General features: G+C 54.1%; 16 protein-coding genes and 4 tRNA genes. All 20 read left to right on the top strand.

The window, feature by feature from the left end; all coding sequences use genetic code 11:
• The first annotated feature begins 154 nt into the window (after nt 1-154).
• On the top strand, nt 155-1,114 hold the full coding sequence (gene birA, locus K0F75_RS15815) for a bifunctional biotin--[acetyl-CoA-carboxylase] ligase/biotin operon repressor BirA (protein ID WP_219062826.1): 960 nt from the start codon (nt 155-157) through the stop codon (nt 1,112-1,114).
• Nucleotides 1,104-1,853: a pantothenate kinase gene (locus K0F75_RS15810; RefSeq protein WP_219062803.1), complete on the top strand. Its 750-nt coding sequence runs from the start codon at nt 1,104-1,106 to the stop codon at nt 1,851-1,853. Before birA ends, K0F75_RS15810 begins: the two co-directional genes overlap by 11 nt.
• A 7-nt stretch (nt 1,854-1,860) precedes the next feature.
• Entirely contained in the window at nt 1,861-2,301 is a 441-nt protein-coding gene (locus K0F75_RS15805) for a hypothetical protein (RefSeq protein ID WP_219062802.1), read from the top strand.
• A 142-nt stretch (nt 2,302-2,443) separates the two neighbouring features.
• Nucleotides 2,444-2,528: transfer RNA gene (locus tag K0F75_RS15800), tRNA-Tyr, on the top strand.
• Between the two features lie 25 nt (nt 2,529-2,553).
• Nucleotides 2,554-2,627 (top strand) — tRNA-Gly (locus K0F75_RS15795).
• A gap of 26 nt (nt 2,628-2,653) precedes the next feature.
• Nucleotides 2,654-2,729, top strand: a tRNA-Thr gene (locus K0F75_RS15790).
• Between the two features lie 76 nt (nt 2,730-2,805).
• A complete protein-coding gene (tuf, locus tag K0F75_RS15785) occupies nt 2,806-3,999 on the top strand; it encodes an elongation factor Tu (RefSeq protein WP_219062801.1) in 1,194 nt (397 codons plus the stop codon).
• Nucleotides 4,000-4,053: 54 nt separating this feature from the next.
• Nucleotides 4,054-4,129: transfer RNA gene (locus K0F75_RS15780), tRNA-Trp, on the top strand.
• A 47-nt stretch (nt 4,130-4,176) separates the two neighbouring features.
• Nucleotides 4,177-4,545, top strand: coding sequence for a preprotein translocase subunit SecE (gene secE / locus K0F75_RS15775; protein WP_219062800.1), 369 nt, complete (start codon nt 4,177-4,179; stop codon nt 4,543-4,545).
• A gap of 9 nt (nt 4,546-4,554) precedes the next feature.
• Complete coding sequence (nusG, locus tag K0F75_RS15770; RefSeq protein WP_219062798.1) at nt 4,555-5,088, top strand: transcription termination/antitermination protein NusG; 534 nt, start codon at nt 4,555-4,557, stop codon at nt 5,086-5,088.
• A gap of 117 nt (nt 5,089-5,205) precedes the next feature.
• A complete protein-coding gene (gene rplK, locus K0F75_RS15765) occupies nt 5,206-5,637 on the top strand; it encodes a 50S ribosomal protein L11 (RefSeq protein ID WP_219062797.1) in 432 nt (143 codons plus the stop codon).
• Entirely contained in the window at nt 5,637-6,332 is a 696-nt protein-coding gene (rplA, locus tag K0F75_RS15760) for a 50S ribosomal protein L1 (RefSeq protein ID WP_219062796.1), read from the top strand. Before rplK ends, rplA begins: the two co-directional genes overlap by 1 nt.
• Before the next feature lie 194 nt (nt 6,333-6,526).
• Nucleotides 6,527-7,027, top strand: a complete 501-nt coding sequence (rplJ, locus tag K0F75_RS15755) for a 50S ribosomal protein L10 (protein ID WP_219062794.1) — start codon at nt 6,527-6,529, stop codon at nt 7,025-7,027.
• A 77-nt stretch (nt 7,028-7,104) separates the two neighbouring features.
• Nucleotides 7,105-7,470, top strand: a complete 366-nt coding sequence (rplL, locus tag K0F75_RS15750; protein WP_219062792.1) for a 50S ribosomal protein L7/L12 — start codon at nt 7,105-7,107, stop codon at nt 7,468-7,470.
• A gap of 221 nt (nt 7,471-7,691) precedes the next feature.
• On the top strand, nt 7,692-11,765 hold the full coding sequence (rpoB, locus tag K0F75_RS15745) for a DNA-directed RNA polymerase subunit beta (protein ID WP_219062791.1): 4,074 nt from the start codon (nt 7,692-7,694) through the stop codon (nt 11,763-11,765).
• A 64-nt stretch (nt 11,766-11,829) separates the two neighbouring features.
• Nucleotides 11,830-16,029, top strand: coding sequence for a DNA-directed RNA polymerase subunit beta' (gene rpoC, locus K0F75_RS15740; protein WP_219062790.1), 4,200 nt, complete (start codon nt 11,830-11,832; stop codon nt 16,027-16,029).
• A gap of 201 nt (nt 16,030-16,230) precedes the next feature.
• Nucleotides 16,231-16,602, top strand: a complete 372-nt coding sequence (gene rpsL, locus K0F75_RS15735) for a 30S ribosomal protein S12 (protein WP_003186084.1) — start codon at nt 16,231-16,233, stop codon at nt 16,600-16,602.
• 124 nt (nt 16,603-16,726) lie between these two features.
• On the top strand, nt 16,727-17,197 hold the full coding sequence (rpsG, locus tag K0F75_RS15730; protein ID WP_003400433.1) for a 30S ribosomal protein S7: 471 nt from the start codon (nt 16,727-16,729) through the stop codon (nt 17,195-17,197).
• 30 nt (nt 17,198-17,227) lie between these two features.
• Nucleotides 17,228-19,330, top strand: coding sequence for an elongation factor G (gene fusA, locus K0F75_RS15725; RefSeq protein ID WP_219062789.1), 2,103 nt, complete (start codon nt 17,228-17,230; stop codon nt 19,328-19,330).
• 31 nt (nt 19,331-19,361) lie between these two features.
• Nucleotides 19,362-20,555 (top strand): elongation factor Tu, encoded by a 1,194-nt coding sequence (gene tuf / locus K0F75_RS15720; RefSeq protein WP_219062788.1) that lies wholly within the window; start codon nt 19,362-19,364, stop codon nt 20,553-20,555.
• Nucleotides 20,556-20,610 lie beyond the last annotated feature (55 nt).

Raw genomic sequence — 20,610 nt, 5'->3', positions numbered from 1 at the left:
GTGAGAGTAGGTCATCGTCAAGATTAAATTCCGAAACCCCTGTCTGCTTATGCAGACAGGGGTTTTGTTTATGCGCTTGATAAACATTTTTCGTTTCTAGGCATTAGCGGGCCGGGTGGCTATTATGCGTGCCTCATTGTTAGGCGATATCCGCATGCTGACGTTATTGAAGCTTCTCAAGGATGGCAATTTTCATTCGGGGCAAGCCCTGGGCCATGCTCTTGGAGTCAGTCGTAGTGCTGTATGGAAGCAGCTGCAGCAGCTTGAAGCGGAGTTGAGTCTTGAGATCCATAAAGTAAGAGGTCGAGGCTACCGCCTGGCCGATCCGATATCTCTACTGGACCGGGATGAAATCTCAATCGCGGGCTCTTCTCCTGCGTGGCCAATCCTGACCTTCGACTCAATCGACTCAACCAATGCAGAGGCTCTGCGCGCAATTGAGCGCGGCCATGAGATGCCTGTGCTTGTACTCGCTGAGCGGCAAACTGCCGGTAGAGGGCGGCGCGGGCGTAAATGGGTAAGCCCATTTGCGGAGAATATCTACTACAGCCTGGTCTTGAGGGTTGAGGGCGGTATGCGCCAGCTTGAAGGCTTGAGCCTGCTTGTTGGGCTGGCGGTGATGCAGACCCTCCGTGGAGTAGGTGTCGAGAATGCCGGCCTGAAATGGCCGAACGATATCCTGGTCGGGCAGCGTAAAATTGCCGGCGTTCTATTAGAGTTGGTTGGAGATCCGGCTGATGTCTGTAACGTTGTAATAGGTATAGGCATCAACGTGAATATGCAGGCGGCGTCCGAAGTCGACCAGCTTTGGACTTCTGTTCGACTTGAAACCGGCGTCTTGTCAGATCGTAATGACTTGATCGCACGGCTGAATCGCACACTTGAGCGCTATTTAAGTATTCATCAGCAAAGTGGATTCCCCGCTTTTCAGGCTGAGTGGGAGCGGGGTCACTTGTGGCAAGGGCGAGCCGTGACGCTACTCGCGGGAGCCGGTAGCGTTGAAGGTGTCGTTTTGGGGGTTGATGCGCAAGGTGCACTGCGCCTGAAGGTGGGTGCGGAGGAGAAAATTTTTAGTGGTGGCGAGCTTAGTTTGAGGCTGCGTGATGATTCTTGAGCTTGATTGCGGTAATAGCTTCATCAAATGGCGGGTAACCCACGAGGATGCTCTGTCGGTAGTCGTGGGAGGTATTGTCGATTGTGATGAGGCGCTGCTACAGGCTCTTCATCAGGTACCTGGTCTGCGTTTGGCTCGCTGTAGATTGGTAAGCGTGCGTAGCAGCGAGGAAACTGCTCAGTTGGTCGCTGTTCTGGTCAAAGCCTTTTCTATAGATGTCATGTATGCAGCTCCTGCAAGGCACATGGCTGGTGTAACAAATGGTTATGACGAATATGAGCTTTTAGGTCTGGATCGGTGGCTTGCCATCGTGGGTGCGTATCATCTGGCGCGTGGCGCGTGCTTGGTGCTGGATCTGGGCACTGCTATCACGTCAGATTTTGTTGCGCCCGATGGGCAACACCTGGGAGGTTTTATCTGTCCGGGTATGCCCTTGATGCGCAATCAGCTGCGTACACATACACGACGGATACGCTACGACGATGCTGCTGCAGAGCGCGCACTGATCAGCTTCGCCCCGGGGCGTTCGACAGCTGAGGCGGTGGAGCGTGGGTGTTCGCTGATGGCGCGTGGTTTTGTACTTACTCAATTGAGTATGGCTCGCGACCATTGGAAGGACGATTTCACCGTTTTTGTTACGGGCGGCGACGCAGATTTGGTTGGGGAGATTTTGCCGGACGCGCGAATGATGCCTGATCTGGTTTTCGTGGGGCTGGCCCTGGCCTGTCCATTGCCTTGAGGTTGCTATGCGTTGGCTATTTCTTTTGCTGTTGATGCTTAATTCTTTCTATTACATATGGCATCAGCAGGAAGCTCCTCTGCGGGCCAAGGAAGTTATTTCCCTGTCGTTGTATCGAGGTTCGCAGCAGGATATTCATCTGCTGAGTGAGTCTGATGCGGCGCGGGAAAACCCTTCGGCTCCCCGTGAGGGGGAGGAGAAGTGCCTGTATCTGGGTGGTTTTGTTCGTCAGGAGGATGCGCGCCTGGTTGAGCAGCGGTTAACGAGCCTCGATATACAGGCGCAGTTTCAGCCTCTGGGTGCGGGTTCTACAGCTGCTTATTGGTTGAAGGTTGCCCCTTCGAGTCGGCGGCTTGTGGATGAAGGCCTGATTCGTGAGCTCACTCAGGACTTCTCGCAGCTAAAAAACAAAATAATGCCTTGTGAAGGCATTGCAACTGCGGATTAGTTTGCATAGAATGGCGCCCGCTTCGCAGCGTAGCGTTAATCGCGTCACCTGTAGAGTTGTTGTCAGCGGATGTAACCTCAGGTTTTTAATGAGAAAATAGTTGACAGAAGGGCAGCATGAGTTGAAAATGCTGCCTCGTTCAGGAGGGGTTCCCGAGCGGCCAAAGGGATCAGACTGTAAATCTGACGTCTACGACTTCGAAGGTTCGAATCCTTCCCCCTCCACCAAATTTAAGCGTTAGCAGCAAGCGCCGCGGGTATAGTTTAGCGGTAGAACCTCAGCCTTCCAAGCTGATGATGCGGGTTCGATTCCCGCTACCCGCTCCAGGTTTGCTGTTAGTGCAATGTGTTTCGCTCTTGTAGCTCAGTTGGTAGAGCACACCCTTGGTAAGGGTGAGGTCAGCAGTTCGAATCTGCTCAAGAGCTCCATTACCAAGGCAGATATGAAAATATCTGCCTTTGTTTTAAGCGGTCAAGATTCATTCTTCTATTGGAGATGGTGTCGATGGCTAAAGAAAAGTTCGAACGCAAGAAGCCGCACTTGAACGTTGGTACCATTGGTCACGTTGATCATGGAAAAACGACCTTGACTGCAGCTCTGACCAAAGTATGCGCTGAAGCATTCGGTGGTTCTGCTCGCGACTTCTCTCAAATCGACAATGCTCCTGAAGAAAGAGCGCGCGGCATTACAATTAACACGTCGCACGTTGAATATGATTCTGCGATCCGTCACTACGCTCACGTCGACTGTCCAGGTCACGCTGATTATGTGAAAAACATGATTACCGGTGCTGCACAGATGGATGGCGCGATCTTGGTGTGCTCTGCAGCTGATGGTCCTATGCCGCAGACTCGTGAACACATTTTGCTGTCTCGTCAGGTTGGGGTTCCATACATCGTTGTCTTCCTGAATAAGGCTGACATGGTCGACGATCAAGAGTTGCTTGAACTGGTCGAAATGGAAGTTCGTGATCTGCTGAGTGCGTACGGTTTTCCGGGGGATGAAACCCCGATCGTGATTGGTTCCGCCTTGATGGCGTTGAATGGTCAGGATGAAGGCGGAATGGGCACAACTGCCGTCCGTAAATTGGTTGATACTCTGGACAGTTATATTCCAGAGCCTGAGCGTGCAATCGACAAGCCATTCCTGATGCCGATCGAAGATGTTTTTTCGATCTCAGGTCGCGGTACGGTAGTAACGGGTCGGGTTGAGCGTGGCATCGTCAGGGTGCAGGAAGAGATCGAGATTATCGGTATCGTTCCCACCATAAAGACGACGTGTACGGGTGTTGAAATGTTTCGGAAGCTGCTCGATGAAGGTCGGGCGGGCGAGAACGTCGGAGTACTGTTGCGCGGCACCAAGCGTGATGATGTTCAGCGAGGTCAGGTTCTGGCCAAGCCGGGCTCTGTCAAGCCGCACACCAGGTTCGAAGGCGAAGTGTATATTCTGAGCAAGGAAGAGGGTGGTCGTCATACGCCATTCTTCAAAGGTTACCGTCCGCAGTTTTACTTCCGTACAACGGATGTGACCGGTAACTGTGAATTGCCAGAGGGCATTGAGATGGTAATGCCTGGTGACAACGTGAAAATGGTTGTCACCCTGATTCAACCGATTGCGATGGAAGATGGTCTTCGTTTCGCTATTCGTGAGGGCGGTCGTACCGTCGGCGCGGGTGTCGTGGCTAAAATCATCGAGTAAGTTGTTGAAAAACTCTTGTTGGGCCGGCATAATGGTCGGCCTAATTTTGCTTTTAGGTCAGTAGCTCAATTGGCAGAGCGACGGTCTCCAAAACCGTAGGTTGGGGGTTCGATTCCCTCCTGACCTGCCAGATTCACTCGGTGTTAATCTGGCTTTCTTTTCACAGGATCCTCGTAGATGACTCCCAAGGCTGAAGCCCAAGACTCTCGCTTTGACCTGCTTAAATGGCTCCTGGTAGCCGTTTTGGTGGTCGTAGGTGTTGTCGGCAATCAGTACTACTCAGCGGAACCGATCCTGTACCGCGTGCTTGTATTGCTTGCTATTGCTGCTGCTGCTGCGTTTGTTGGTTTGCAGACAGGAAAAGGTAAAGCTTTCTTCGTGTTGGCAAAGGAAGCTCGTACCGAGATTCGTAAAGTCGTTTGGCCTACTCGCCAAGAAACTACGCAGACCACATTGATTGTTGTGGCTGTTGTGTTGGTTATGGCGCTGCTGTTGTGGGGTTTAGATTCCCTGCTCGGTTGGCTTGTTTCTTTGATTGTCGGCTAAGGGTGTCCCGTGGCTAAGCGTTGGTACGTAGTGCATGCTTACTCCGGTTATGAGAAGCATGTCATGCGCTCTCTGCTTGAGCGTGTGAAGCTGGCTGGCATGGAAGAAGGCTTCGGCGAAATTCTGGTTCCCACTGAAGAAGTGGTTGAAATGCGTAATGGCCAGAAACGCAAAAGCGAGCGCAAATTCTTTCCAGGCTATGTGCTGGTACAGATGGATATGAATGAGGGTACTTGGCACTTGGTCAAGGACACTCCTCGTGTGATGGGTTTCATCGGCGGTACCGCTGATAAGCCTGCACCGATCACTGATAAAGAGGCAGAAGCGATTCTGCGTCGTGTCGCTGATGGTAGCGACAAGCCGAAGCCAAAAACACTGTTCGAGCCAGGTGAAGTTGTTCGTGTCACCGATGGTCCGTTCGCTGATTTTAACGGCACGGTTGAAGAAGTTAACTACGAAAAAAGCCGGATCCAAGTGGCTGTGCTTATTTTCGGTCGCTCTACTCCGGTAGAGTTAGAGTTCAGCCAGGTCGAAAAGGCATAGCTGAACGAAAATCCCAACCCCGCAGCCTTAGGCTGTGGGGTTTTGTCGTCACTGGGATAAACGCGCAAGTAACCGGGGAGCCTTTTTAGGCGTCTGAACCCGTAATTGGAGTGCCTCATGGCCAAGAAAATTACCGCTTACATCAAGCTGCAAGTGAAGGCCGCTCAGGCTAACCCAAGCCCACCTGTTGGTCCTGCACTGGGTCAGCATGGCGTGAACATCATGGAATTCTGCAAGGCTTTCAACGCCCGTACTCAGGGTCTTGAAGCAGGTCTGCCGACTCCAGTGATCATCACTGTCTACAGCGACCGTAGCTTCACTTTCGAAACCAAATCCACACCTGCTTCGGTTCTGCTGAAGAAAGCTGCTGGTCTGACTAGCGGTTCAGCTCGTCCGAACACCGTTAAGGTTGGCACCGTGACCCGTGCTCAGCTGGAAGAAATCGCGAAAACCAAAAACGCGGATCTGACAGCAAGTGATATGGACGCCGCTGTGCGTACCATCGCTGGCTCTGCTCGTAGCATGGGCCTTAACGTGGAGGGTGTGTAATGGCTAAGTTGACTAAGCGCCAAAAAGCTATCGCGGCTAAAATTGAGCCGGGCAAAGCTTATAACTTCGCAGACGCAGCTGCTCTGTTGACCGAGCTGTCCACGGTCAAGTTCAGCGAATCTGTTGACGTTGCGGTTAACCTTGGTGTTGACCCGCGTAAATCCGATCAGGTTGTTCGCAGTGCAACCGTGCTTCCGCACGGCACTGGCAAAACTGTTCGCGTTGCTGTGTTCACTCAGGGCCCTGCTGCTGAAGCTGCTCTGGCTGCTGGCGCTGATCGCGTTGGTATGGACGACCTGGCCGCCGAAATGAAAGCCGGCAACCTGAACTTCGACGTTGTTATCGCCTCCCCGGACGCGATGCGTGTTGTTGGTCAGTTGGGTCAGATCCTCGGCCCACGTGGCCTGATGCCTAACCCTAAAGTCGGCACCGTGACGCCAGACGTAGCCACAGCGGTTAAAAACGCCAAGGCTGGTCAGGTTCGTTATCGCACCGACAAAAACGGCATCATCCACACTTCCGTTGGCAAAGTCGGTTTCGACGCTGTCAAGTTGAAGGAAAACGTTGAAGCGCTGATCGCTGATTTGAAGCGTATCAAGCCAGCTTCTTCGAAAGGTATTTATGTCAAGCGCGTTACCCTGAGCACCACTATGGGCCCAGGTCTGGTCATCGACCAAGGCTCGCTGGACGCGTAAGACAAATGGGTGCAGGCGACTGCACCTATGAAAGATTGGGGTCCCTGCCTGGCGGGGGCTATCCAAGACCGTAGGCGGCGAAAGTCTTAAACCTCAAGCCTACGCAGATGGTGCTCCCGGTTCCTTACCGAATCAGACACCAAAACGACATCCGACCTCGGTTGGATGAAACGGTAACAAGCAGGAGTTAACCCGTGGCAATTAAACTCGAAGACAAGAAGGCCATCGTCGCTGAAGTCAACGAGGCTGCCAAAGTAGCTCTGTCCGCTGTCGTGGCTGATGCCCGCGGTGTGACAGTAAGCGCTATGACCGGACTCCGTAAAGAGGCCCGTGAAGCAGGCGTGTACGTACGTGTTGTACGTAACACCTTGCTGCGACGCGCCGTTGCAGGCACTCAATATGACGTGCTCAACGACGTGTTCACAGGCCCGACCTTGGTTGCGTTCTCCAACGAACATCCTGGCGCTGCTGCCCGTTTGTTCAAGGAATTCGCCAAAGGTCAGGATAAGTTCGAGATCAAGGCAGCTGCGTTCGAGGGCAAGTTCCTCGCAGCTAATCAGATCGACGTACTGGCAACTCTGCCGACCCGTAACGAAGCTATTTCTCAGCTGATGAGCGTGATTCAAGGCGCTACCAGCAAGTTGGCTCGTACTCTGGCGGCTGTTCGCGAACAAAAAGAAGCTGCCGCAGCTTAAGGCTGAGCACTTCTTCTCGCGTATTTTTGTTTATTTCGATGGCCGCGTAGGCCGTCCCCAAATCAGGAATTAGAGTCATGTCTATCTCTCAAGACGATATCCTCAACGCCGTAGCTGAAATGTCCGTTCTGCAGGTTGTTGAGCTGATCAAAGCTTTCGAAGAAAAATTCGGCGTTTCTGCTGCCGCTGCTTCGGCCGGCCCAGCTGCTGCTGCTGCTGTTGTTGAAGAACAGACTGAATTCAACGTTATGTTGACCGAAACTGGCGAGAAAAAAGTTAACGTGATCAAGGCTGTTCGTGAACTGACTGGCCTGGGCTTGAAAGAAGCCAAAGCTGTAGTTGACGGCGCTCCTGGCATCGTTCTGGAAGCTGTATCGAAAGATGCTGCTGACAAAGCCAAAGCTGTTCTGGAAGAAGCAGGCGCTAAAGTCGAGCTGAAATAAGCATCGACTTTGCGTATCCAGCCCAAGCGTTAAGCGAAAGGCTGATGGCTGGTGGCTCTTGCCACCGGCCTTTTTCCGTTATAGATGGCTGGCCTGGTCAGCATCTGTAACGTGTAAGAGCCACCCGATGCGGGTGGTGCAAACCAAGGGGTTTGCACGATTTTCTGGCTGCTCCCGTCGGGAGAAGCCAAACAAGCAGGTGACCAAGCTGGGGAACGCTGATGGCTTACTCATATACTGAGAAAAAACGTATCCGCAAGGACTTTAGCAAGTTGCCGGACGTAATGGATGTGCCGTATCTCCTGGCCATCCAGCTGGATTCGTATCGCGAATTCCTGCAAGCGGGAGCTACCAAAGATCAGTTCCGCGACGTCGGTCTGCATGCAGCCTTCAAATCCGTTTTCCCGATCATCAGCTACTCCGGCAATGCTGCGCTGGAGTATGTGGGTTATCGCTTGGGCGAACCGGCATTTGATGTCAAAGAGTGCGTGCTGCGCGGTGTGACTTACGCTGTGCCTTTGCGGGTCAAGGTCCGTTTGATCATTTTCGACAAAGAATCGTCGAACAAAGCGATCAAGGACATCAAAGAGCAAGAAGTCTACATGGGTGAAATTCCCCTGATGACTGAAAACGGTACCTTCGTAATCAACGGTACCGAGCGCGTAATCGTTTCCCAGTTGCACCGTTCCCCGGGCGTGTTCTTCGACCACGACCGCGGCAAGACGCACAGCTCCGGTAAGCTGCTTTATTCCGCGCGTATCATTCCGTACCGCGGCTCGTGGCTGGACTTCGAGTTCGACCCGAAAGACTGCGTGTTTGTTCGTATCGACCGTCGTCGTAAGCTGCCTGCGTCCGTATTGTTGCGCGCGCTCGGCTATACGACTGAGCAAGTGCTCGATGCGTTCTATACCACCAACATTTTCCATGTGCAGGGTGAAAACCTGAATCTGGAGCTGATTCCTCAGCGTCTTCGTGGCGAAATTGCGGCTATTGATATCCTTGACGACAAAGGCAAAGTCATTGTCGAGCAAGGCCGTCGGATTACCGCTCGCCATGTAAACCAGATGGAAAAAGCCGGGATCAAAGAGCTGGAAGTGCCTCTGGACTATGTCCTGGGTCGCACTACCGCCAAGATCATCGTGCATCCAGCTACCGGTGAAATCATTGCCGAATGCAATACAGAGCTGAACACCGAGATTCTGGCAAAAATCGCCAAGGCTCAGGTTGTCCGTGTCGAAACGTTGTACACCAACGATATCGATTGCGGTCCGTTTGTCTCTGACACGCTGAAGATCGACTCCACCAGCAACCAATTGGAAGCGCTGGTCGAGATCTATCGCATGATGCGTCCTGGTGAGCCACCGACCAAAGATGCAGCCGAAACGCTGTTCAACAACCTGTTCTTCAGCCCTGAGCGCTATGACCTGTCTGCGGTCGGCCGGATGAAGTTCAACCGTCGTATCGGTCGTACCGAGATCGAAGGTTCGGGTGTGTTGTGCAAAGAAGATATCGTTGCCGTCCTGAAGACGCTGGTTGATATCCGTAACGGTAAAGGCATCGTCGACGACATCGACCACTTGGGTAACCGTCGTGTTCGTTGTGTTGGCGAAATGGCTGAAAACCAGTTCCGCGTTGGCCTGGTACGTGTAGAGCGTGCGGTCAAAGAGCGTCTGTCGATGGCGGAAAGCGAAGGTCTGATGCCTCAAGACCTGATCAACGCCAAGCCAGTCGCGGCCGCGGTCAAAGAGTTCTTCGGTTCCAGCCAGCTTTCGCAGTTCATGGACCAGAACAACCCGCTGTCCGAGATCACCCACAAACGTCGTGTCTCTGCACTCGGCCCTGGTGGTTTGACTCGTGAACGTGCCGGCTTCGAAGTTCGTGACGTACACCCGACTCACTATGGTCGCGTATGCCCGATTGAAACGCCGGAAGGTCCGAACATCGGTCTGATCAACTCCTTGGCCGCCTATGCGCGTACCAACCAGTACGGCTTCCTCGAAAGCCCGTACCGTGTGGTTAAAGACGCACTGGTGACTAACGAGATCGTGTTCCTCTCGGCTATCGAAGAAGCGGATCACGTTATCGCTCAGGCTTCGGCCACGATGAACGACTCCGGTCACCTGATCGACGAATTGGTTGCGGTACGTCACCTCAACGAATTCACCGTCAAGGCGCCTGAAGACGTGACGCTGATGGACGTTTCGCCGAAACAGGTAGTTTCGGTAGCGGCCTCGCTGATCCCGTTCCTCGAGCACGACGACGCCAACCGTGCGTTGATGGGTTCGAACATGCAGCGTCAGGCGGTACCGACCCTGCGTTCCGACAAGCCGCTGGTCGGCACCGGGATGGAGCGTAACGTAGCCCGTGACTCCGGCGTTTGCGTCGTGGCTCGTCGTGGCGGCGTGATCGACTCGGTTGATGCCAGCCGTATCGTGGTTCGTGTTGCTGATGATGAAGTTGAAACCGGTGAAGCCGGTGTAGACATCTACAACCTGACCAAATACACCCGCTCCAACCAGAACACCTGCATCAACCAGCGTCCGCTGGTGAGCAAGGGTGATCGGGTTGAGCGCAGTGACATCATGGCTGACGGTCCGTCCACCGATATGGGTGAGCTGGCGCTGGGTCAGAACATGCGCATCGCATTCATGGCGTGGAACGGCTACAACTTCGAAGACTCCATCCTCCTTTCCGAGCGTGTTGTTCAAGAAGACCGTTTCACCACGATCCACATTCAGGAACTGACCTGTGTGGCTCGTGACACCAAGCTTGGGCCTGAAGAGATCACTGCAGACATCCCGAACGTGGGTGAAGCTGCACTGAACAAGCTTGATGAAGCCGGTATCGTTTATGTTGGTGCTGAAGTCGGCGCTGGCGACATTCTGGTCGGTAAAGTCACTCCGAAAGGCGAGACCCAGCTGACACCAGAAGAAAAACTGTTGCGTGCGATTTTCGGTGAGAAAGCGAGCGACGTTAAGGACACTTCCCTGCGCGTACCTACAGGTACCAAGGGCACTGTCATCGACGTTCAGGTCTTCACTCGTGACGGTGTTGAGCGTGATGCTCGTGCTCTGTCCATCGAGAAGATCCAGCTCGACGAAATCCGTAAGGACTTGAACGAAGAGTTCCGTATCGTCGAAGGCGCTACGTTCGAACGTCTGCGTTCCGCTTTGGTAGGCCGTACGGCTGAAGGCGGCGCAGGTCTGAAGAAAGGTCAGGACATCACCGACGAAATTCTCGACGGTCTTGAGCATGGTCAGTGGTTCAAACTGCGCATGGTTGAAGATGCTCTGAACGAGCAGCTCGAGAAAGCTCAGGCTTACATCGTTGATCGTCGCCGCCTTCTGGACGACAAGTTCGAAGACAAGAAACGCAAGCTGCAACAGGGCGATGACCTGGCACCTGGCGTTCTGAAGATCGTCAAGGTTTACCTGGCAATCCGTCGTCGCATCCAGCCGGGTGACAAGATGGCTGGTCGTCACGGTAACAAAGGTGTGGTCTCCGTGATCATGCCGGTTGAAGACATGCCGCACGATGCCAATGGCACGCCGGTCGATATCGTCCTCAACCCGCTGGGCGTACCTTCGCGTATGAACGTCGGTCAGATCCTCGAAACCCACCTGGGCCTTGCTGCCAAGGGCTTGGGTGAGAAGATCAACCGTATGCTTGAAGAGCAGCGTAAAGTCGCAGACTTGCGCAAGTTCCTCAACGAGATCTACAACGAAATCGGCGGTCGCCAGGAAAACCTGGAAGACTTCACCGACAAGGAAATCCTGGATCTCGCGAAGAACCTTCGTAACGGCGTGCCAATGGCAACTCCGGTGTTCGACGGTGCCAAGGAAAGCGAAATCAAGGCAATGCTTAAACTGGCTGATATGCCAGAAAGCGGCCAGATGCAGCTGTTCGACGGTCGTACCGGCAACAAATTCGAGCGCCCGGTAACCGTTGGCTACATGTACATGCTGAAGCTGAACCACTTGGTGGACGACAAGATGCACGCGCGTTCCACTGGTTCTTACAGCCTGGTTACCCAGCAGCCGCTGGGTGGTAAGGCACAGTTCGGTGGTCAGCGTTTCGGGGAGATGGAAGTGTGGGCGCTGGAAGCATACGGCGCGGCTTACACTCTGCAAGAAATGCTCACAGTGAAGTCGGACGATGTGAACGGTCGGACCAAGATGTACAAAAACATCGTGGACGGCGATCACCGTATGGAGCCGGGCATGCCCGAGTCCTTCAACGTGTTGATCAAAGAAATTCGTTCGCTCGGTATCGATATCGATCTGGAAACCGAATAACACGTGACGCGAATTGGGAGCGGGGCTGTATTGCCTGCTCCCTGCTCCGCCAGGAGGAAAGGCCTTGAAAGACCTACTGAATTTGCTGAAAAACCAGGGTCAAGTCGAAGAGTTCGACGCCATCCGTATTGGATTGGCATCGCCTGAGATGATCCGTTCGTGGTCGTTCGGTGAAGTTAAAAAGCCGGAAACCATCAACTACCGTACGTTCAAACCTGAGCGTGACGGCCTGTTCTGCGCCAAGATCTTTGGCCCGGTAAAGGATTACGAGTGCCTGTGCGGTAAGTACAAGCGCTTGAAGCATCGTGGTGTGATCTGCGAGAAGTGCGGCGTAGAAGTCGCGCTGGCAAAAGTTCGTCGCGAGCGTATGGCTCACATCGAACTGGCCTCGCCAGTTGCCCATATCTGGTTCCTGAAATCCCTGCCGTCCCGTATCGGCTTGCTGATGGACATGACCCTGCGTGATATCGAACGCGTTCTCTATTTCGAGAGCTATGTCGTTATCGATCCAGGCATGACCACCCTTGAAAAGGGTCAGCTGCTCAACGACGAGCAGTATTTTGAAGCGCTCGAAGAGTTCGGCGATGACTTCGACGCCCGTATGGGTGCTGAAGCTGTCCGCGAACTGCTGCACGCTATCGACCTGGAACACGAGATTGGCCGTCTGCGCGAAGAAATTCCGCAAACCAACTCCGAAACCAAAATCAAGAAGCTGTCCAAGCGCTTGAAGTTGATGGAGGCCTTCCAGGGTTCCGGCAACCTTCCTGAGTGGATGGTGCTGACCGTTCTGCCGGTTCTGCCGCCAGATCTGCGTCCGTTGGTTCCGCTTGACGGTGGTCGTTTCGCGACGTCCGACCTTAACGATCTGTATCGTCGAGTGATCAACCGTAACAACCGTTTGAAGCGCCTGCTTGATCTGTCCGCTCCGGACATCATCGTGCGCAACGAAAAGCGTATGTTGCAGGAAGCGGTCGATGCCTTGCTCGACAACGGCCGTCGTGGCCGTGCCATCACAGGTTCGAACAAGCGTCCTCTGAAGTCCCTGGCTGACATGATCAAGGGTAAGCAGGGTCGTTTCCGTCAGAACTTGCTCGGTAAGCGTGTTGACTACTCGGGTCGTTCGGTAATTACCGTAGGCCCGGCTCTGCGTCTGCATCAGTGCGGTCTGCCGAAGAAGATGGCTCTCGAGCTGTTCAAACCGTTCATTTTCGGCAAGTTGGAAATGCGTGGCCTCGCCACCACCATCAAAGCCGCTAAGAAAATGGTTGAGCGCGAGTTGCCAGAGGTTTGGGACGTTCTCGCTGAAGTGATTCGCGAACACCCGGTCCTCCTCAACCGTGCACCGACCCTTCACCGTCTGGGTATCCAGGCGTTTGAGCCGGTTCTGATCGAAGGTAAAGCTATTCAGCTTCACCCGCTGGTCTGCGCTGCGTACAACGCCGACTTCGACGGCGACCAAATGGCCGTTCACGTACCGCTGACGCTGGAAGCCCAGCTCGAAGCGCGTGCGCTGATGATGTCGACCAACAACATCCTGTCGCCAGCCAACGGTGAGCCAATCATCGTTCCGTCGCAGGACGTTGTATTGGGTCTGTACTACATGACGCGTGAAGCGATCAACGCCAAGGGCGAAGGTCGTGTGTTCGCGGATCTGCAGGAAGTTGACCGTGTATTCCGTGCCGGCGAAGCCGCGCTGCATGCCAAAGTCAAAGTCCGCATCCACGAAACCGTCAACGATCGTGATGGTGGCAGCGTCAAGAACACCCGTATCGTCGACACAACCGTCGGCCGTGCGCTGTTGTTCCAGGTGGTTCCGGCCGGCCTGTCGTACGACGTGGTCAACCAGCCGATGAAGAAAAAAGCGATCTCCAAACTGATCAACCAGTGCTACCGCGTGGTTGGTTTGAAAGAGACCGTTATTTTCGCTGACCAATTGATGTACACCGGTTTTGCCTACTCGACTATTTCGGGTGTTTCCATTGGTGTTAACGACTTCGTTATCCCTGATGAAAAAGCTCGCATCATCGACGCCGCTACCGAAGAAGTTAAAGAGATCGAAAGTCAGTACGCCTCAGGCCTGGTAACCCAGGGCGAGAAGTACAACAAGGTGATCGACCTCTGGTCCAAGGCCAACGACGAAGTCTCCAAGGCGATGATGTCGAACCTCTCGAAAGAGAAAGTCATCGACCGTCATGGCGTCGAAGTTGATCAGGAATCCTTCAACTCGATGTACATGATGGCTGACTCCGGCGCACGGGGTTCTGCTGCACAGATTCGTCAGCTCGCCGGTATGCGTGGTTTGATGGCCAAGCCGGATGGCTCGATCATCGAAACGCCGATCACTGCGAACTTCCGTGAAGGTTTGAGCGTACTTCAGTACTTCATCTCCACTCACGGTGCTCGTAAAGGTTTGGCGGATACCGCGTTGAAAACTGCGAACTCCGGTTATCTGACGCGTCGTCTGGTAGACGTGGCTCAGGATCTGGTGGTTACAGAAGTCGACTGCGGTACCGAGCACGGTCTGCTGATGACGCCGCACATTGAAGGCGGCGATGTTGTTGAGCCATTGGGTGAGCGCGTACTGGGTCGAGTTATCGCCCGTGACGTGTTCAAGCCGGGTACCGACGATGTCATCGTTCCTGCTGGCACCCTGGTTGACGAGAAGTGGGTTGAGTTCATCGAGCTGAACAGCATCGACGAAGTGATCGTGCGTTCGCCAATCAGCTGCGAAACCCGTTTCGGTATCTGCGCCAAGTGCTACGGTCGTGACCTGGCTCGCGGGCATCAGGTGAACATCGGTGAAGCTGTCGGCGTAATCGCTGCACAGTCGATCGGTGAGCCAGGTACTCAGCTGACCATGCGTACGTTCCACATCGGTGGTGCTGCAAGCCGGACCTCTGCTGCTGACAGCGTTCAGGTGAAGAATGGCGGTACTGTCCGCCTGCACAACCTGAAACACGTTGAGCGAGTTGATGGTTGCCTGGTGGCAGTGTCTCGTTCCGGTGAGCTGGCTATCGCGGATGACTACGGTCGTGAGCGTGAGCGTTACAAGCTGCCGTACGGTGCTGTGATTTCGGTGAAGGAAGGCGACAAGGTCGACGCTGGCGCAATCGTGGCCAAGTGGGATCCGCACACTCACCCAATCGTCACCGAGATGAAAGGTACCGTGACCTACGTGGGCATGGAAGAAGGCATCACGATCAAGCGTCAGACAGACGAATTGACCGGTATGACCAACATCGAAGTACTCGACGCCAAAGACCGTCCTGCAGCCGGTAAAGACATCCGTCCTGCCGTTAAGATGGTCGGTGTGGACGGCAAGGATCTGTTGCTGCCAGGTACAGACGTACCGGCTCAATACTTCTTGCCAGCCAACGCCCTCGTCGGTGTTGCGGATGGTGTGCAGGTTGCGATCGGTGATGTTATCGCCCGTATCCCGCAAGAGACTTCGAAGACCCGTGACATCACCGGTGGTCTGCCGCGTGTTGCCGACTTGTTCGAAGCGCGTCGTCCGAAAGAAGCCTCCATTCTGGCTGAAGTCAGCGGCACCATCGCGTTCGGTAAAGAGACCAAAGGCAAGCGCCGTCTGGTCATTACCCCGAACGATGGCAGCGATCTGTACGAAGAGCTGATTCCAAAGTGGCGTCACCTGAACGTCTTCGAAGGCGAACAAGTGAACCGCGGTGAAGTTATCTCCGACGGCCCGAGCGATCCACACGATATCCTGCGTCTGCTGGGTGTGAGTGCGCTGGCCAAGTACATCGTCAACGAGATTCAGGACGTTTACCGTCTGCAAGGCGTGAAGATCAACGATAAGCACATCGAAACGATTCTTCGTCAGATGCTGCGTAAAGTTGAGATCGCCGAGTCTGGCGATTCAACCTTCATCAAGGGCGACCAGATGGAGTTGACGCATGTGCTGGTCGAGAACGAGCGCCTGAGTGCAGACGAGAAATTCGTTTCCAAGTTCACTCGTGTGTTGCTGGGTATTACCAAGGCATCGTTGTCCACCGAGTCGTTCATCTCTGCAGCCTCCTTCCAGGAGACAACGCGGGTACTGACCGAAGCGGCTGTAACCGGCAAGCGCGACTACTTGCGCGGCCTGAAAGAAAACGTGGTCGTGGGTCGTTTGATCCCGGCCGGTACCGGTCTGGCTTATCACAGCGAGCGCAAACGTCGCCGTGAAGCAGACAAACCGTTGCGTGTTAGCGCCAGTGAAGTCGAAGCTGCACTGACCGAAGCGTTGAACTCAAGCGGTAATTGAGATTGAAGCCCTGGCCCTCCCGGCCAAAAGACAATAGCGTTATGCTGTTGTCTTCATGGTCGGGGAGGTTGGGGCTTTGTCTTGACTGGGGGCAGGATCCTCTTTAGACTCTTGTACCCCTAAATTTGGCGGGACTCGTGTCCTGCCATTTTGCTTTTCTTGTAAGACAATAGCGTCGCAAGACAACAGTGGAGCTAGTAGATGGCAACTATCAACCAGCTGGTACGTCAGCCGCGTAAGCGTATCGTCGAGAAATCCGACGTACCTGCGCTGCAGAACTGCCCGCAACGTCGTGGCGTATGCACTCGTGTGTATACAACTACGCCGAAAAAACCTAACTCGGCACTGCGTAAAGTATGCCGTGTGCGCCTGACCAACGGTTTCGAGGTTTCCTCGTACATCGGTGGTGAAGGTCACAACCTGCAAGAGCACAGCGTCGTACTGATTCGTGGCGGTCGTGTAAAAGACTTGCCAGGTGTTCGTTACCACACCGTTCGCGGCTCCCTGGATACTTCCGGCGTTAAAGGTCGTAACCAAGGTCGTTCGAAATACGGTACCAAGCGTCCGAAGTAATCGGCCGTTTTTTGCTATAAATTGCAGATTTCTATTTTTCTGAGTCGATAAGAGTAAGGTCGGGCGCACCTCGCAAGAGCGCTGTGGTCCCGAGCTAACCTGAAGACCGTTTGAGGGCTTATCCATGCCAAGAAGACGCGTAGCAGCCAAGCGCGATGTGCTTGACGATCCAAAATACGGCAGCCAGATTCTGGCCAAGTTCATGAACCACGTGATGGAAAGCGGCAAGAAAGCCGTTGCCGAACGTATCGTTTATGGCGCGCTGGAAAAAGTTAAAGAACGCAAGAACAGCGACCCCCTGGAAATCTTCGAGAAAGCTCTCGACGCCATCGCTCCGCTGGTCGAAGTGAAGTCGCGCCGTGTAGGCGGTGCTACTTACCAGGTTCCGGTCGAAGTTCGTCCGTCCCGTCGTAACGCCCTGGCAATGCGCTGGTTGGTAGACTTCGCGCGCAAGCGTGGCGAAAAGTCTATGGCCCTGCGTTTGGCTGGCGAATTGATGGACGCTGCTGAAGGTAAAGGTGCTGCAGTTAAGAAGCGTGAAGACGTGCACCGTATGGCTGAAGCCAACAAGGCTTTCTCGCACTACCGCTTCTAATTTCAGCGTCACTAATTTTGCGAGGGCTTTATGGCTCGTACTACTCCGATTAACCGCTACCGTAACATTGGTATCGTAGCTCACGTGGATGCTGGTAAAACCACCACCACCGAGCGCGTCCTTTTTTACACCGGCGTAAACCACAAAATGGGCGAGGTGCATGATGGCGCCGCGACCATGGACTGGATGGTGCAGGAGCAGGAGCGTGGTATCACTATCACCTCCGCTGCAACCACGGCCTTCTGGTCGGGTTCTGCCAAGCAATTCGACAAGTATCGCTTCAACATCATCGATACCCCAGGCCACGTTGACTTCACTATTGAAGTAGAGCGTTCGCTGCGCGTACTCGATGGCGCTGTCGTTGTGTTCTGTGGTACCTCGGGTGTTGAGCCTCAGTCGGAAACCGTATGGCGTCAAGCCAACAAATACGGCGTTCCGCGTCTTGTTTACGTAAACAAGATGGACCGTGCGGGTGCTAACTTCCTGCGCGTTGTCGCTCAGATCAAGCAGCGCCTGGGTCACACTCCAGTCCCTATTCAGCTCGCTATCGGCGCTGAAGATAACTTCCAGGGTCAGATCGATCTGATCAACATGGAAGCGGTCTACTGGGATGACGCTGACAAGGGCATGGCTCCTCGTCGCGAAGCAATTCCGGCGGACATGCTTGAGCTGGCTGAAGAGTGGCGCGGCAACATGGTAGAAGCTGCGGCCGAAGCCAACGAAGAGCTGATGAACAAGTACCTCGAAGGTGAAGAACTCACCATCGACGAAATCAAGTCTGCTCTGCGTCAGCGCACTATCGCTGGTGAGATCGTTCTTGCTGTCTGCGGTTCTTCGTTCAAGAACAAGGGCGTTCCCCTGGTTCTCGACGCCGTTATCGATTTCCTGCCGGCTCCAGCCGACATTCCAGCCATCAAGGGTTCTGACCCGGATGACGAAGAAGTCGCAATGGAACGTCATGCAAACGACGACGAACCGTTCTCGGCTCTGGCTTTCAAAATTGCTACCGACCCATTCGTGGGTACTCTGACTTTCGTGCGCGTTTACTCGGGCGTGTTGAGCTCCGGCGACGGCGTGATCAACTCGGTCAAGGGCAAGAAAGAGCGCGTTGGTCGTATGGTGCAAATGCATGCGAACACTCGTGAAGAGATCAAGGAAGTACGCGCTGGTGACATCGCGGCCTTGATCGGTATGAAGGACGTCACCACCGGTGACACCCTTTGCTCGAGCGACAAGCCGATCATCCTCGTTCGTATGGACTTCCCGGAACCCGTTATTTCGGTTGCCGTTGAGCCAAAGACCAAGGATGACCAGGAAAAAATGGGTATCGCTCTGGGCAAACTTGCTCAGGAAGATCCATCTTTCCGCGTCAAAACTGATGAAGAGACTGGTCAAACGATCATCTCTGGCATGGGCGAGTTGCACCTGGACATCCTGGTAGACCGGATGCGCCGTGAGTTCAACGTCGAAGCCAACATCGGTAAGCCACAGGTTTCCTATCGTGAAAAAATCACGAAGGCCTGTGAGATCGAGGGCAAGTTCGTTCGCCAGTCCGGCGGTCGTGGTCAGTTCGGCCACTGCTGGATTCGTTTTGCTCCTGCTGACGAAGGTCAGGAAGGTCTGCAATTCGTGAACGAAGTAGTGGGTGGTGTGGTTCCTAAGGAATTCATCCCGGCTATCCAGAAGGGTATCGAAGAGCAGATGAAGAACGGCGTTGTTGCCGGCTATCCGCTGATCGGCCTGAAGGCTACCGTGTTCGATGGTTCTTACCATGACGTCGACTCCAACGAGATGGCGTTTAAGGTGGCTGCTTCCATGGCGACCAAGCAGTTGGCCACTAAAGGTGGTGGTGTGCTGCTTGAGCCGGTCATGGCTGTAGAGGTTGTTACACCTGAGGACTATATGGGTGACGTGATGGGCGACTTGAATCGTCGTCGCGGCATGATCTTGGGTATGGAAGATACGGTTTCCGGCAAAGTGATTCGCGCCGAGGTTCCGTTGGGTGAGATGTTCGGTTATGCGACCGACGTCCGTTCCATGTCCCAGGGTCGCGCGAGCTACTCTATGGAATTCAAAAAATACGATGTAGCTCCGGCGCATATCGTCGAAGCTGTCACTAAAAAACAAGGCTGATTCAGCCCCTTTAGGCTAGGAGTTAATTGTCGTGGCTAAAGAAAAATTTGAACGTACCCTCCCGCACGTCAACGTTGGCACCATTGGTCACGTTGACCATGGCAAAACCACGCTGACTGCTGCTCTGACTCGAGTGGCTGCAGAAGCGTTTGGTGGTAAAGCAGCTGATTTCGGCAGCATCGATAGCGCGCCGGAAGAAAAGGCTCGTGGTATCACCATCAACACTGCTCACGTTGAATATCACACCAAGATCCGTCACTACGCTCACGTTGACTGCCCAGGTCACGCTGACTATGTGAAGAACATGATCACTGGTGCTGCGCAGATGGACGGCGCTATCCTGGTTTGCTCGGCTGCTGATGGTCCTATGCCTCAGACCCGCGAGCACATCCTGTTGTCCCGTCAGGTAGGTGTTCCGTACATCGTGGTTTACCTGAACAAGGCTGACCTGGTAGACGACGCTGAGCTGCTGGAACTGGTTGAGATGGAAGTGCGCGATCTGCTGAGCACTTACGACTTCCCGGGCGACGACACTCCAATCATTATCGGTTCCGCGCGTATGGCGCTGGAAGGTCTGGACGATAACGAAATGGGCACCACTTCGGTTCTTAAACTGCTTGAGACTCTGGACAGCTACATTCCAGATCCAGTACGTGCGATCGACAAGCCGTTCCTGATGCCAATCGAAGACGTGTTCTCGATCTCTGGTCGTGGCACCGTGGTAACAGGCCGTATCGAGCGTGGGATCATCAAGATCCAGGAATCGATCGAGATCGTTGGTCTGCGTGACACCGTCACCACTACCTGCACCGGCGTTGAAATGTTCCGTAAGCTGCTCGACGAAGGTCGTGCTGGCGAGAACTGCGGCGTGCTGTTGCGCGGTACCAAGCGTGAAGACGTTGAGCGTGGCCAGGTTCTGGTCAAGCCAGGTTCGGTTAAGCCGCACACTACGTTCACCGCAGAAGTTTACGTTCTGAGCAAGGAAGAAGGCGGTCGCCACACTCCGTTCTTCAAAGGCTACCGTCCACAGTTCTACTTCCGTACAACTGACGTGACCGGTAACTGCGAATTGCCAGAAGGCGTTGAAATGGTAATGCCAGGTGATAACATTCAAATGACTGTTACCCTGATCAAAACCATCGCGATGGAAGAAGGTCTGCGTTTCGCCATTCGTGAAGGCGGTCGTACCGTCGGCGCTGGCGTAGTAGCCAAGATCCTCGCGTAAGCGTTGATTGATAAAAGGGCCCCCGCTTGCGGGGGCTTTTTTATTGGGTTGACAC

Origin of the sequence: Pseudomonas sp. UMAB-08 (assembly GCF_900095225.1) — a bacterium.
Classification (GTDB): Bacteria; Pseudomonadota; Gammaproteobacteria; order Pseudomonadales; family Pseudomonadaceae; genus Aquipseudomonas.
The sequence above is the reverse complement of the archived record's forward strand: the minus strand, read 5'-3'. Positions and strand labels throughout refer to the sequence as shown.

Bases quoted from the DNA above. Each gene is read 5' to 3' on its own strand.
- birA (WP_219062826.1), top strand. From the start codon at position 155: ATGCTGACGTTATTGAAGCTTCTCAAGGATGGCAATTTTCATTCGGGG.
- K0F75_RS15810 (WP_219062803.1), top strand. From the start codon at position 1,104: ATGATTCTTGAGCTTGATTGCGGTAATAGCTTCATCAAATGGCGGGTA.
- K0F75_RS15805 (WP_219062802.1), top strand. From the start codon at position 1,861: ATGCGTTGGCTATTTCTTTTGCTGTTGATGCTTAATTCTTTCTATTAC.
- tuf (WP_219062801.1), top strand. From the start codon at position 2,806: ATGGCTAAAGAAAAGTTCGAACGCAAGAAGCCGCACTTGAACGTTGGT.
- secE (WP_219062800.1), top strand. From the start codon at position 4,177: ATGACTCCCAAGGCTGAAGCCCAAGACTCTCGCTTTGACCTGCTTAAA.
- rplK (WP_219062797.1), top strand. From the start codon at position 5,206: ATGGCCAAGAAAATTACCGCTTACATCAAGCTGCAAGTGAAGGCCGCT.
- rplA (WP_219062796.1), top strand. From the start codon at position 5,637: ATGGCTAAGTTGACTAAGCGCCAAAAAGCTATCGCGGCTAAAATTGAG.
- rplL (WP_219062792.1), top strand. From the start codon at position 7,105: ATGTCTATCTCTCAAGACGATATCCTCAACGCCGTAGCTGAAATGTCC.
- rpoB (WP_219062791.1), top strand. From the start codon at position 7,692: ATGGCTTACTCATATACTGAGAAAAAACGTATCCGCAAGGACTTTAGC.
- rpsL (WP_003186084.1), top strand. From the start codon at position 16,231: ATGGCAACTATCAACCAGCTGGTACGTCAGCCGCGTAAGCGTATCGTC.
- rpsG (WP_003400433.1), top strand. From the start codon at position 16,727: ATGCCAAGAAGACGCGTAGCAGCCAAGCGCGATGTGCTTGACGATCCA.
- fusA (WP_219062789.1), top strand. From the start codon at position 17,228: ATGGCTCGTACTACTCCGATTAACCGCTACCGTAACATTGGTATCGTA.